Genomic DNA, 12,382 nt, shown 5'->3' with positions numbered 1-12,382 from the left:
GACCCGGCCTCCTTCCTGATGGAGGCCGGGTCTTCAGACCCGGCTACACTGTTGCGCCCCTGGCGTCGGCCAGGCGCTTGATGAGCGCCAGATACCGGCGGATGTGCGAATCAGGAGTCGTCATTTCGGCCACGCCCTGGTAGCCCGTTTCGCCGATCGCATTCCGCAGTTGCGGTTGCCACCGCAGCGTCTCGATCGCCGCGCGCAGGCCCGCCTCATCACGATACAGCAGCCCGCCGCGCAGGTCGCGGACGACCTCCTGGAGGGCGCCCAGATCGTGCACGATCACCGGAGTGCGTTGAGAGAGCGCTTCGAGGATGACGACGCCGAAGACTTCGTATCCGACTGAGGGAACGACCGCGGCGACGGCGTGCGCGTACAGGTCCTGCAACTCGGCATTTGTGCGTCGCCCGAGAAAGTGCACGTGCGGGAGCCGCTGCGCGAGCTGGCGCAATCTGGATTCGTGTGTGCCTTGTCCGCAGATGAGGAGGTCGCTGTGTGTCACCGTGCGAAACGCGTCGATCAGGACCTGCACGCCCTTCATCGTTTCGAGACGGCCCACATAGAGGAAATAGGGCCTTGGCCACGGTGACACGGGCGACGCCGGCGGAGGCAGCCGAAGAAAGTGCGGCAGATACTCCACACGCTTGACGGGCGGCAGGCCCATCTCAAGATGTTTGTCCCAGGTAAATCGACTGGGCGTGACGACCGCATCAAATTGCGGCATCGCGCGCTTCAGGAGGTCGGTATGGCGCCACAGTTGCGGGGGCCGGCCGGCCCGCAACGTACACGCCACACACTGCTTGTGGGTGCAGGGCTCGCGGTTGAACTTCCACAACACCGTCAGAGGGCAGACCAGCCAATGTTCGTGCGGTGTGTAGAGCCGGATGGCGTTCGTGTAGTGCACGGCCGTCGGGCCGATCAACGACATGTTGTGAAAATGAACGACATCAAATCGGCCCGCGGCGAGGATGCGCTTGATCGGTCTGCGCTTGAGCACGGGACGGCCGGTTTGATGGGTGAGGATCGGCGACAAAATACCGGCCCGGCTCTTCAGGCTGTGAACCACGAGGTTGGGACGCTTCGCCGGCGGCGCCAGGTCTGAGTGCACCGAGGGTGTGAGTGCCAGAAACGCGTCAACGCAGTGAATGACCTCGACGTGATGCCCCCGGTCGGCCAGTTCAATCGCGAGCCGCTCGACGACAATCCCATCTCCGCCGAAGTTGTAGGGAGGATAAAAGGTCGTGACCATGCAGATCCGCAGAGGCCGATCGGCAATCATCGCGCCGCCACCTCCTGGAAGAGCGCGATCGCGGACCTGGCCGAGGCCTGCCACGTGAACTGCGCGGCACGCTGCAGTCCCTTTGCCGACAGCCCCGCGCGAAGGGGCGCGTCGGTCAGAATCCGCTCAAGCGCCGCGCGAAGCTCGGCGACAGACCGCGGATCAAACAGAATCCCCGCATCACCGATGACCTCTGGGAGCGCGCCAGCCCGGCTCGCCGCGACGGCGGTGCCGCAAGCCATCGCCTCGAGGGCCGGCAACCCGAAACCCTCATCCACAGACGGAAGGACCAACACTTCTGCCGCGGTGTACCAATGCGGAAGGTCGGCGTCCGGGACGAACCCGGTGAAGACCACACGTGTTTCGGCCTGAAGGGCTTTCACCCGTTCGAGCAGCGACTGATAACTCGAGAAAAAGACGTCCCCCTGGTAGTCGCCGATGAGGACAAGTTTCACGTCTCTCAGGGCCTCATGGTTCATGAGGGAACAAAAGGCCTCAACAAGAGGCTGGATGTTCTTGTGCGGACTGATGCCGCCAACGTAGAGGATGAATCGGCCGCCGTGGGCCAGCCCGTGCGCTGCCAGCAGTCGCTCGAGCTGCGCGGGATCATGAACCGGGCGGAACTCGGCGCTGACCGCATCCGACACCACCCTGACCGCGTTCGGATCCAGGCCGAAGTACTCGCTCACCGACGCCCGCGCGGTATTTGAGACCGTGATGATCTGCGCGGCCTGCCGGATGGCCCAACCCACCTTGAGCTTCCAGAAGAGCCGGTTCTGCCAATGCGGAAAGACCAGGTGCGGGTGGCGCTCGGCAATCGTGTCGTGCACCGTGATCATGGGCCGCAGCCGGCCGGGCACGGGGAAAAACGTATACACGGTAGGGAAGTAGAACAAGTCGAGCTCTCGGCTACCGCGTGAGACCGCTCGCGCCATGGCCCAGAGGTCGCCGAGCGACCGGTGGCCGGCCGCTGACGCGGCGTCGGCGGCGGCAGACCGCGTTGGGATCACCACTCGTCTGGCCCGTGCCGGCAGATCAGGGCACTGGTGCTCCGTCGCGGAGTCCAGAAAGAGGGTGTACTCGTTGGAGGTGTCGGCGTCGAGAATGGCCGTCACGAGCTCGCGGGTATACCGGCCGTAGCCGCGCCGGTTCGCCCAACAGCTCGCATCAATACCAATCCTCACGCTGATGGCCCCTCTTCGCGGCCGCGCCTAGGCGGCCCCTGCTGCGGCCTGGTCTCTGTTCCGCGAGCCGCGCACGAACATCGCGACGCCAATCAGCAGGGACGCCAGGGCATAGCTGAAGTAGAAGAGGTGCATGGGGAGGGCCGCCAGCGCAAACATGTGGCCGCGCGTGCGGATGAAGAACAGGTACAGGCGGAAATTCAACAGCACAATCAGCAGGGCCGCTGCCAGCAACGGCGCCACGATGGGAAACGAAAACCGGCTCAATAAGACGACGATGATGGTGGCCAGGGCACCAACGACGAAGACGAGGAGCAGCCGTCTCCCGAACCAGCCAGTGGCGCGCAGCCAGCGCCCGGCAACCATCGACGTGAGCAGCACCGCGAGTGGGGGGAGCATTCGAAGCTCATCCAGGGCCACCGCCAGCGCGCCAATCACGGCAATGAGGCCGTAACAAATCCACTCTGACCGGCGGCTGTTCAGATGAAACAGCGGCGACTTGCTGGACCAGTCCATCGCGGCGACCACCATGATAAACAGGCCGGCAATAAGCGGCAACAACACGATGTTGTGAAAGAAGGCCGCGAGTGCCACATACACCAGCATCGAGTAAGCCAGCATCGCGCTCAGGCGCTGGGTGAACTGCAGATTGAGGTCGTTCGGCAGCCGGCGGCGCTCAAGAATCAACTGCGTCCATGGAACCCCTCGGTCGAACACATCCGTCTTCACCATCCCGCGCAGTGTCCAGCGCTTCAGGTGTTTCACCTGGATGTGTTTGTTGAGAAGAATGCGGTGCCCGGCGGCGCGCAACCGGTAGCCCAACTCGATGTCCTCGATGCAGGGCCGGGGGTACCGCACCGCATCGAATCCGCCGGCGGTGTGAAACACTGTGCGCCGGATTGCACCGCAGCCGCTCCAGAACGTCGCCGCCTCCTCACCTGCGTGTTGATGGACAAAATGATGGAAGAGGTTCTTGTACTGCGACACAAAATCCGTCGTAGCTGGAGCATCATCGTACGACCCGAAGACCGCAGCCACATCGGGATCGCGGTCGAAGGTAGCGGCGAAGGCCCGCAGGGTGCCGGGCGCAATCACCACGTCGGCATCGACAAACACCAGAATGTCTCCGGTCGCGCTCGCGGATCCGATGTTGCGCGCGTGGGCCGGCCCCTTGGGCCCATCATCCACGCGGATCACTCGAGCACCAAAGGAGGCCACCACCGGGGCAATGGCCACGGTCGAGCCATCATCCACCACGAGACACTCGAAATCCCGGAAGTCTGAGCCGGTGATGGCGGTGAGGCACCGCACAAGTCCGTCCGCGTCGTTGAACACGGGAACGACCACCGAAAGTCTTGCGCTCATGGGGCGTCTAGTATGTCATTCCCCTGCACCAGTTCAGGCATGCGGCAGCAACGAGAGCAGACCACGCAGCATTCGGTGCGCACGTGGTACCGCGTGCGTGCGTGGGGCATCTCCAGTGCGTGCGACGGTTTCGACGTACCAGTCATACGCGTTGACCAGTGCCTCAATGTTGCTGCGCTCGGGTCGCCACCCAAGCTCGAGTCGGGCCCGGGTCGTATCGGCAACCGAGTCGTGCCCCCAGGCACTGTGCCGATGCCACTCTGAGAGAGGGACCATGCCGGTGAGCTCGATGGCCCTGAGGGCTGGTCGCGCCAGTGCGGCCGGAATGTGTCGAAGTGTGGCGTTCGTACCGGCATGCGCGAGAAGCGCTGTGAGGTCGTCGTTGACCGTGCCAAAAATGTTGGCGCCGAACAAAAATGTTCCCTCGTGCTCGGTGGCTGCGAGCAGCCTGATCCCTTCAGCCAGATCGTCCACGCCAAGTAGTTGATACCGGTGAGCGCCAGTGCCGAGTACTGGCACGGGATCGCCGGTCCTGATCAACTCGAAGATGATCCCGAAGGCGCCGAGCCGGCCTGGACCCAGGAACGATTGCGGGCGCACGATCGCGGCGGCAAATGTCGCGGGTGAGGCCCTGGCCAGCATGACCTCGGCCTCCGTCCGCGTGGCACGGTACAGGTCGAGACGGCTCAGCGGAGAATGGCGCAGGAAGGGATGCGGCCTCGGCGCCCACCCGGCCACGGTCGAGCTGACCAGCACCACCCGCCGGACGCCGTGTGCCGCCGCGGCGGCCGAGACGTTTTCGGTGCCTCTGAGATTCACATCGGTGATGAGACTTGCGTCCTGCCTGGGAGAAGCGAAGGCGGCATGAACAATGGCCGAGACGCCTGCAGCGGCCCGGACCAGAGCCGCCCGGTCGCGCACGTCCCCCTGAATAGACTCGAGACCGGCCAGGCCCGCCCACGCGGGGGAGGGCGCGTGGTCAAACACGCGGACGCGGGAACCGGAAGCCAGAAGACTCCGGGCGACATGTTCTCCAAGGAAACCGGCGCCGCCCGTGACGAGGACGATCCGGTCTGTCATCCACCGGCCTTTTCGTGGGGCTCAAGCGGCTTGACCTGTTTCCACGCCTGGGCCCTGACCAATGACTGAGCCAGCGGCAACGGCTGAAAGACAATACTCGGCCAGAGAAACACCTCGGTCGTGCAGTGACACTGCTTGTCGGCGATGGACTTTCTCAACGCCGTGGCCGCGGGCGAGTCCCAGATTTCCCAGAACGTCTTGGTCCGGAGATTCCCCAGGGGCTCGTGCAATTCGCAGACACTGACGTCGCCGTTTGCCGCCACGACCGCCGTCAGCACGCCGGCTCGGCACGGAATCACCTGCGTGCGGCGCGCCACTGTCTCGAGCTTGGCCCACTGGAGCATCGGATCGACCACGCCACCATACCGGCCCTCTTCGCGCGGCTGCCAAAGACGCCGCATGTATTGGTACAGGTCGGCGTACGCCTTCATGTCCGGCAGCTTGAGCGCGGGATTTTTGCGATCGCCGCGGATCAGCGCCAGGTTGTGATGATCCATTTGTGGGCAGCGCTCATACAGGTACTCGGTGAGCTGGCGAATCTCGTCGACGTTCACGTCCGTGGCCGTCGAAATTGCGTGAATGCGCAGTCGCGGGTCCTTGCGTTGCAGTTCGGCCAGCGCATCGTATGTCGCCATCGCCTTGTTGAACGCGCCGTCGGCCACGCGAAACCTGTCGTGGAACTCCGCCATGCCATCCAGAGAGAGTTCGGCAGCGAACAACTCAAGCGCCGGTTCCTCGAGCGTCTCGGCAATTGCTTTGACCGTCTTGTCCGTGTACCAGCCATTGGTCGGTACGTAGATTTGCTTGACCCCGTTGTGCTGGATGAACTGGCGGCAGATCTCGCTGAACTCCTTGCGCAGGAATGGCTCTCCGCCAGACAAGTTGAGATTCTCGATGCGGCCCAGCGATCGGGACAAAGCGAAGAGTTCGTCTTTGGTGAGGTCGTCGCGTTTGTTGAGACTGGTCCAATAGAAGCAGTGCTCGCACTTCATGTTGCAGATCGAATTGATGAACAACACCAGGAAGGGCGGGCTCGGCTTCGAGGTGTAATTGGTCATCGTCAGCCGGGTGTGCCTGGCGATTCGTTGAAGTACGTTCATGGGTTTTTCACTCTTAGTGTGCCCGATCTGGCTAACGCCAGCGCGATTGACTGTCGCCGGGGCCCGCCAGACAGCCCAGGATTTCTCCGGCCGACCAGCTTCCGACGAAGATCATTGCCCAGGGAAACGCGACGAGCAAGCGCCCGGTCAGACGGCCCCGCGAGAGCGTCCCGGCCGCGATTCTGAAGAGCTTCAGGAGGGGCAGTCCCAGGGCGAGCGCGGCCACGGCCACCCGGACGGGCGCCTGACGTGCGCCGTAACGCTCCGCGGCATAGGCACGCCCGTGATGAAACGGCGCCGTGGTCACATGCCGCAACGACCATGTGTTGATATTTCGAACTATTAGTGACCCGCTGACTCGCGTCGGGACGCCCGCCTGCTGCCACGCGGCGTGGACAAACGCCTCCCGAAAATCCGATCGCACGGCATCCGGAAGGCTTGCCAGGGCGTGGCGCGAATACACCACGTTGTTACCCGTCAGGGGAGCATCGGGCGCGGAAGGCACGGGCAGCATGAACCGGCCGTACTCACAGAAATACACAGCCCAGTCGAGCGGCTTCCGGTAGGGGCCAGGCTCAACAGCACCGCCGACGGCCGCGCAGTCACCACCTGTGGCGATCGCCGCCCGGCACCATCCATCTGCCACGAGACAGTCGTCTTCGATCAGGGCGATCAGGTCTGCACGCGCTTGCGCGATCCCAAGCCCCCGCAGGCGTGGCACGGTCGCCCCGGGTGGGGCGTCGATCCATCGAAGGCCAGGCGTGCGCCCGTCCAGTTCCGTCCGGTCAACGTCATCGAACCGACTGGCGTCGCGAGCGATGATGATCTCAACCTCGTCGGGATGGGCCTGAACTGCCAGCGCGGCCACACACTGTGCGAGGAGTGCACCAGCATTGGATGCGGCCACGATCACCGAGAGCTTCGGGCGCCCAAGGGCGGCCGGTTCAGTAGAAGAGCTGGTCACAGGATCGCCCGGTTCCGCGAAGATATCCGCAGGCCTCACCCCAGGCCCAGACTGAGAACAACGCCAACTGCGCCGGCATGCTGGCCACGAACCGCATCCGGCGCGTCCGCTTGGGCCAGAAACCACGCGTCCATCGTCCCATCAGCACGACCGGGACAAGCAGAGCCGATACCGCGCGCGCGGCGCGGGTGGTCCAGGTCGCCCCGTCGACGCGCATGCCGGCGAAACAGCGACCGTGGTGGTAACGCGTCCTGAGAAAGTCGCCGAACGGGATCGGCTTGTTCAGTTCCACGCGAACGTCAGGCTCGAGCCACAGATCCGAGCCCCCGCCTTCAATGACCCGATTGGCCTCGGTCTTCCAGAACACCGGATACCGAGGCGTGAGGCCATCGAACAGTGCGGTCCGTTTGTATGACAGGTTGCTCCCCGGCAGAATCCACGTGGCGCCACGGACGACCGGCGACATGAAGAGACCATACTCGTTCAAGTACAGCGCCCAGGTCGCATACGACGCGGACGCGGCTCGATACAGATCCACGGAGCCTCCAACCACGAGGTGGTGCTGGCGTGCATGGGCATTCACCACCTGCGTGGCCCAGTCTGGCGCGGCCACGGAAAAGGGATCCAGGATGGCGATGACCGCGCCCTCAGCGGCTGCGATGCCACGACCCCGCAACGCAGGTATCGTCAGGGGTTCATCAGAATGCAGCAACCGCACCCAGGGAAACTGCGTTTCGACCATCGCCGCAGTCGCATCGGTCGAACTGTCTGCCACGATCACCTCGAGGGCGACATGGCCCGACTGCGGCGCCAGGGCAGACAGGCACGCCGCAATCACATCAGAGGCATTGTGGGCCGCGATGACGACTGAGAGTTGGATGCCGCCCATGGCAGGCTTCGGCTATTTACTGCCCGCGAACGAAATGTTGATCTGCTTGCCGATACAGGGCAGGTAGTAGATCAGCGTTTCGGTACCGCTGATCGAATTGCCATTCACCTGGCCTGCGATGGGGCCGTCAATGTCGTGCTGCGGCAGCACCACTCCGCCAAATCCCGGAAGGAGTGTCTTGGTCGGCAGGACGCCGTCGAACGTGCCATTCGCCTTCATCCTGCCGCCGAAGTAGGTGCGCGACACACCGCGCTCGGTGAGCTTCGCCGTGAAATTCGCCCCGTCGGGTTGCCCCGCCAGTTCCAGTGTGCCCGTGGCACCGATGGGCACCTGGGAACTGCACGTATCCAGCGTTTTGGTCAGGGCGATGTTGAACAGGCCGTAATACACGCCAAACGTGGGATTCAGGTTTACGTCCAGTCGCGTATCGTCCGAGATGGTGACATTCCGGCTTGTCGCGGCGAACTCTCCGGCGCCGCTTGAGAATTGCAGGGTGAACGACCCCGTCACCAGGCGATCGAGCGAGTAGTTGCCGTTGGCGTCAGTTTCGGCGCGCCGACCTTCGTTCGGTCCGCCGAGAGCCAGAACCAGCACACGTGCGGCCGGTTGATTGTTCACCGGGTCGGTGACCGTGCCGAACACGTTCCGCAGCACCACCGTTGTGGTCACGTTGACCTGACGGGATCCGGTGCTGCCGCCAAACGATGCGGAGAGCGTCACCGTGCCGGCTCCAACAAAATTCACCGACCCCGACTGCGAGACCGTGGCGACAGCCGTGTTGCTCGTGTCCCAGCTCGCCTGTGTGGTGACGTCTGACGTCGTACTGTCTGAAAACTGCGCGGTTGCCGACAGTGCCACTGACTGGCCCACGAGCGCGTTGGCCCCAACGCCGCTCACTGTCACAGCGACCACCGTGGGCGTCGCCGCACCAACGGTGACCCGAGCCATGCCTGTCACGTTGTTGAAGGTCGCCTGCAGGTCCACGTCGCCGACGCTCAGGAACGAGGCCACGCCGGCGCTTGTGACGGTGGCGACCGTGGTATTGCTGCTTGTCCAGATCGCGTCGGACGTGACGTTTCCGGTCGTACTGTTCGAATAAATTGCCGTGGCGACGAGCGCCCCGGTCTGGCCCACAGCTGCGGTGCTGCCGATGCCAGAGACAATGACGGTCGTGACTGTGGGCGCCGCGACGGTCACTGCGAATGTGAATGTGCCGGTCACGCCCTGGTAGGCCGCTCTGATGTCCACGCCGCCCGCAGTGAGGAAGCTCACCGCGCCGGCCGGCGTGACGGTGGCCACCGTGGTGTTGCTGCTGGTCCAGGCCGCAAGGGTCGTGACATCCACCGACGTCCCATCGGAGAGCGCGGCCGTGGCCACCAGCGTCCGGCTTTGGCCGGCCGTCGCGGCCGTCGTACTTCCGCCAATCGTGAGTGCCACCACCGTTGGCGTCGCCGGCGGGGGAGTCGGCGCGGTCAGATCCGGTCCGGAGATTTCACAGCCTGACACCAGTGCTCCGGCAAGAACGAAGGCACCGATGAACTGATAGCGCCGACGATCACACAACCCCATACACCACTCCCTGACTGTCCTGCCTGAAGACGAAAAGTGTACCACGAGCGCCAGGTGCGCCGTTCCCTTCGCGGCACTTGCGCTATCCTTGCAGCCATGTTGCGTGTGTCACTCATGGTCGCCAGTCTGTTGTTTTGCTCTACATCGGTCATGGCTGCCCAGGCGCACGAGCCAGCCGGCGCCCCCACCCAGCAGGCCCCACCACAGACAGCCCCGGTCGATCCCCACGCGCAGCACAACATGGCGGCGATGGGTGGCGGCTGGATGTTCATGGTCGACGGCGTGGTGTTTGCCACCTACAACAAGCAGGACAAGCCGCGCGGCGCCACCGAGTTCAAGTCGCAGAACTGGCTCATGCTGATGGCCCAGCACAAACTTGGGCCTGGCGAGGTGACGCTCAAAGGCATGTTCAGTGCCGAACCCCTGACGCTGACCGATCGCGGCTACTCGCAGCTGTTCCAGCATGGCGAGGCCTACAACGGTCTGGAGAATATCGATTATCAGCACCCGCACGACATGTTCATGCAGCTGGCTGTGTCGTGGCGTGTGAAGTTCAGTGAGGCGGTGGCGCTCACATTGTCTGGCGGGCCGATGGGAGAGGCCACCCTGGGACCGGCCGCCTTCATGCACCGGCAGTCGGCGTCCGAGAATCCCACCGCGCCGATCTCGCACCATACGTTCGACTCCACTCACATCGCGCAGGGTGTGGTGGCCGCGCGTCTGGATCTCGGCAAGTTCGCGGTCGAAGGGTCAGCGTTTCACGGCCGGGAGTCGGATCAGTACCGATACGGCGTGACGCCGGGTCGCCTGGACTCCTGGGCCGCGCGCCTCTGGTTCCGGCCCTCGTCGTCATTGCTCGCGCAGGTGTCGCATGGGTTCATCAACGAGGGCGAGGAACTGGAGCCGGGGGACCAGAAACGCACGACCGCCTCGGTGTCATGGGCGCGCGGTGACGATGCCCGGTACCTGGCCGTGACCGCGGCCGGCGGCTACACGATGGATTCGTACGACAATAGTTCCAGGGCGTACCTCGCAGAGGCCACCTTCCACAGGCCGCGCGGATCGCTCTACACCAGAGTCGAACACCTGCAGGTCGCGACCGAGTCGCTGTCCTTCCCGTTCCTCATCCATACCCCGCACCCGTTCGAGACGATCGACTGGCTCACCTCCGCCACCATCGGCGGTGTGTTGAACGTCAACACGCGCGGGCCATTCGAAATCGGGATTGGTGCGGACGCGACGTTTTACGACGTGCCGGCGAACCTGCGCTCATCTCCCCAGACCACGATGTACGGGGCGAGCCCCAAGTCCTTCCATGTGTTCATCCGGGTGCGGCCGCGTGCGCCGTCCATGGGCCACATGTGGAACATGATCATGTCCGATTCGGCGATGCGCTGAGCGGCGGATTCGTCAGCGCCGGCAGAGCGCGACGATGGTCCGGCCGAGCGGGAGGCTGGCGCCCCGGCGAACCAGGAGTCCTTCAAACCGCAGGTATGCGCGCTTGAGTCGCGAACTCCACGCGGCTTCCGCCCGGGGCTCTGACAGCAACCCGTGATACGAGTGTTCCGCTGACCGGGCCCGCAGTTCCCGCGGAATCTCCGCGAGCCCAAGCAGGGCGTTCAACCGTCCCAGACGCACCACACGAAGGCCAGCGCCGGCGAGTTTGGCGCGAACTTCCCCGGTCTCGTACTTGTGAAACTGATAGGTGGGGTCGTCGGCGGCGCGTGGAAACGACTGGCCGTTGGTTCGCACGAACAGGTGGCCACCGGGCTTGAGTACCCGCACCATCTCGGCAAGCGCGCGCTCGTCGCCGCCGCCAAGTGGCAGGTGCTGCAGCACATCAAGCGTGATGACCAGATCCACCGAAGCCGTCGCAATGGGCAGGTCCAGCGCGGAGGCGCGCATCACGTTGGCGGGGCCCTGCGCTCTTGCCGCAGCCAGCCCTTCGGGCGCCACATCAAGACCCACGGTCTGCCATCCGGGTTGCCGTGACCGGAACCAGCTCATGGTCTGACCGGAGCCACAGCCCACGTCGAGCAGCGTTCCACGAGTGGGCAGCGTGACCAGGCCCAGCATGGCGTCGGCGACATCGCGCATCCCGGCGTTCCACCACGACCCGGCTTCGAGGTCGCGCATACGCTGGTAGTAGTCGGCGGAAAAAATGAGCGGCCCGGATTCCTGCGGGCCAGCCATCAGCGCGCGCCGCCGATCGACATCGCCATCTTGCGCACTTGCCGCAAGGTGTTCCTCACCGTGATCCGGGTGGCAAACGCTCGGGTGCCCCAGGCGTCGAGACTGCCCGGTTGACTGAAGTAGCACATGTCGAGGCGTGGCAGCGTCGCAGGCTCCGCAGGGCCGTCCACGGGCCTGAAGTCGGTCGTGCACCCCCAGCGAAACGTCCGGGCGACGACCGTTGCGCTGGCGGGGTCCCAATGGCCATAGGGGTAGGCGAAGACGGACGGTCGCTGGCCCACCTCTGCCTCGATGCGCTCGGCGCATCCGTGCACCTCGCCTTCGACCTCAGCCGCCGTCAGGCGGGTGAGGCTGCGATGGGTCTGGCTGTGCCCGCCGAGGGTCACGCCCTGCTCCTGCAAACGCGCGAGCGCCGTCCAGTCGAGCAGTGGCAGCTCTGGTGTGGCGCGGCGGGGGCCGGCATCCCAGGTGTTCGATTTCCCCACGAGGCCCGCCACGACGAACACTGTGACCGGGAAGCCATGGTCCAGCAGGCGCGGGGCCGCCTCATCCCTGAAATTGACGAACCCGTCATCAAACGTCAGCGCAACGGCGTCCGCGGTGGCCGGCATCTGCACAAGTTCATCGATCGTCGCCACTCGGACGCGGCCGGAGGCCAGCCACGCGATCTGCCGGGCAAAGGTGTCGGGATGACACGAAATGGGCGAGCCTGATGTATCGATCGAGTGGTACGTCAGGATCGCGCGCATGGGCCGG

At 64.5% G+C, this 12,382-nt stretch carries 11 protein-coding genes; 1 reads left to right on the top strand and 10 read right to left on the bottom strand.

Annotation, left to right across the window (positions count from 1 at the left end; all coding sequences use genetic code 11):
• Nucleotides 1-43 precede the first annotated feature (43 nt).
• The 8 genes from IPL75_14325 to IPL75_14290 are packed head-to-tail and all read right to left on the bottom strand — an operon-like array spanning nucleotide 44 to nucleotide 9,433.
• On the bottom strand, nucleotides 44-1,282 hold the full coding sequence (locus tag IPL75_14325) for a glycosyltransferase (GenBank protein ID MBK9241398.1): 1,239 nt from the start codon (nucleotides 1,280-1,282) through the stop codon (nucleotides 44-46).
• The gene (locus tag IPL75_14320; GenBank protein ID MBK9241397.1) at nucleotides 1,279-2,466 is read right to left on the bottom strand and encodes a glycosyltransferase family 4 protein; all 1,188 of its coding nucleotides are present in this window, start codon (nucleotides 2,464-2,466) and stop codon (nucleotides 1,279-1,281) included. The genes IPL75_14325 and IPL75_14320 overlap by 4 nt, the downstream gene beginning before the upstream one ends.
• Nucleotides 2,467-2,493: 27 nt before the next feature.
• Nucleotides 2,494-3,831, bottom strand: coding sequence for a glycosyltransferase family 2 protein (locus IPL75_14315; protein ID MBK9241396.1), 1,338 nt, complete (start codon nucleotides 3,829-3,831; stop codon nucleotides 2,494-2,496).
• 33 nt (nucleotides 3,832-3,864) lie between these two features.
• On the bottom strand, nucleotides 3,865-4,911 hold the full coding sequence (locus IPL75_14310; GenBank protein MBK9241395.1) for an NAD(P)-dependent oxidoreductase: 1,047 nt from the start codon (nucleotides 4,909-4,911) through the stop codon (nucleotides 3,865-3,867).
• A complete protein-coding gene (locus IPL75_14305; protein ID MBK9241394.1) occupies nucleotides 4,908-6,011 on the bottom strand; it encodes a radical SAM protein in 1,104 nt (367 codons plus the stop codon). The genes IPL75_14310 and IPL75_14305 overlap by 4 nt, the downstream gene beginning before the upstream one ends.
• Nucleotides 6,012-6,042: 31 nt before the next feature.
• Entirely contained in the window at nucleotides 6,043-6,975 is a 933-nt protein-coding gene (locus IPL75_14300) for a glycosyltransferase (GenBank protein ID MBK9241393.1), read from the bottom strand.
• Nucleotides 6,956-7,864, bottom strand: coding sequence for a glycosyltransferase family 2 protein (locus IPL75_14295; GenBank protein ID MBK9241392.1), 909 nt, complete (start codon nucleotides 7,862-7,864; stop codon nucleotides 6,956-6,958). Before IPL75_14295 ends, IPL75_14300 begins: the two co-directional genes overlap by 20 nt.
• Nucleotides 7,865-7,876: 12 nt before the next feature.
• On the bottom strand, nucleotides 7,877-9,433 hold the full coding sequence (locus IPL75_14290; protein MBK9241391.1) for a carboxypeptidase regulatory-like domain-containing protein: 1,557 nt from the start codon (nucleotides 9,431-9,433) through the stop codon (nucleotides 7,877-7,879).
• Nucleotides 9,434-9,529: 96 nt separating this feature from the next.
• Here IPL75_14290 and IPL75_14285 point away from each other — a divergent pair, with 96 nt between their 5' ends.
• Nucleotides 9,530-10,831, top strand: coding sequence for a hypothetical protein (locus IPL75_14285; protein MBK9241390.1), 1,302 nt, complete (start codon nucleotides 9,530-9,532; stop codon nucleotides 10,829-10,831).
• Between the two features lie 12 nt (nucleotides 10,832-10,843).
• On the opposite strand, the gene IPL75_14280 is transcribed toward IPL75_14285, so the two are convergent.
• Both IPL75_14280 and IPL75_14275 read right to left on the bottom strand, forming a co-directional pair.
• Nucleotides 10,844-11,626, bottom strand: a complete 783-nt coding sequence (locus tag IPL75_14280; GenBank protein ID MBK9241389.1) for a methyltransferase domain-containing protein — start codon at nucleotides 11,624-11,626, stop codon at nucleotides 10,844-10,846.
• Nucleotides 11,626-12,375 (bottom strand): polysaccharide deacetylase family protein, encoded by a 750-nt coding sequence (locus tag IPL75_14275; GenBank protein MBK9241388.1) that lies wholly within the window; start codon nucleotides 12,373-12,375, stop codon nucleotides 11,626-11,628. Before IPL75_14275 ends, IPL75_14280 begins: the two co-directional genes overlap by 1 nt.
• Between the last annotated feature and the right edge of the window lie 7 nt (nucleotides 12,376-12,382).

This window comes from Acidobacteriota bacterium (genome assembly GCA_016716905.1).
Taxonomy (GTDB): Bacteria; Acidobacteriota; Vicinamibacteria; order Vicinamibacterales; family SCN-69-37; genus SYFT01.
This window is presented reverse-complemented; position numbering and strand designations above follow the sequence as displayed.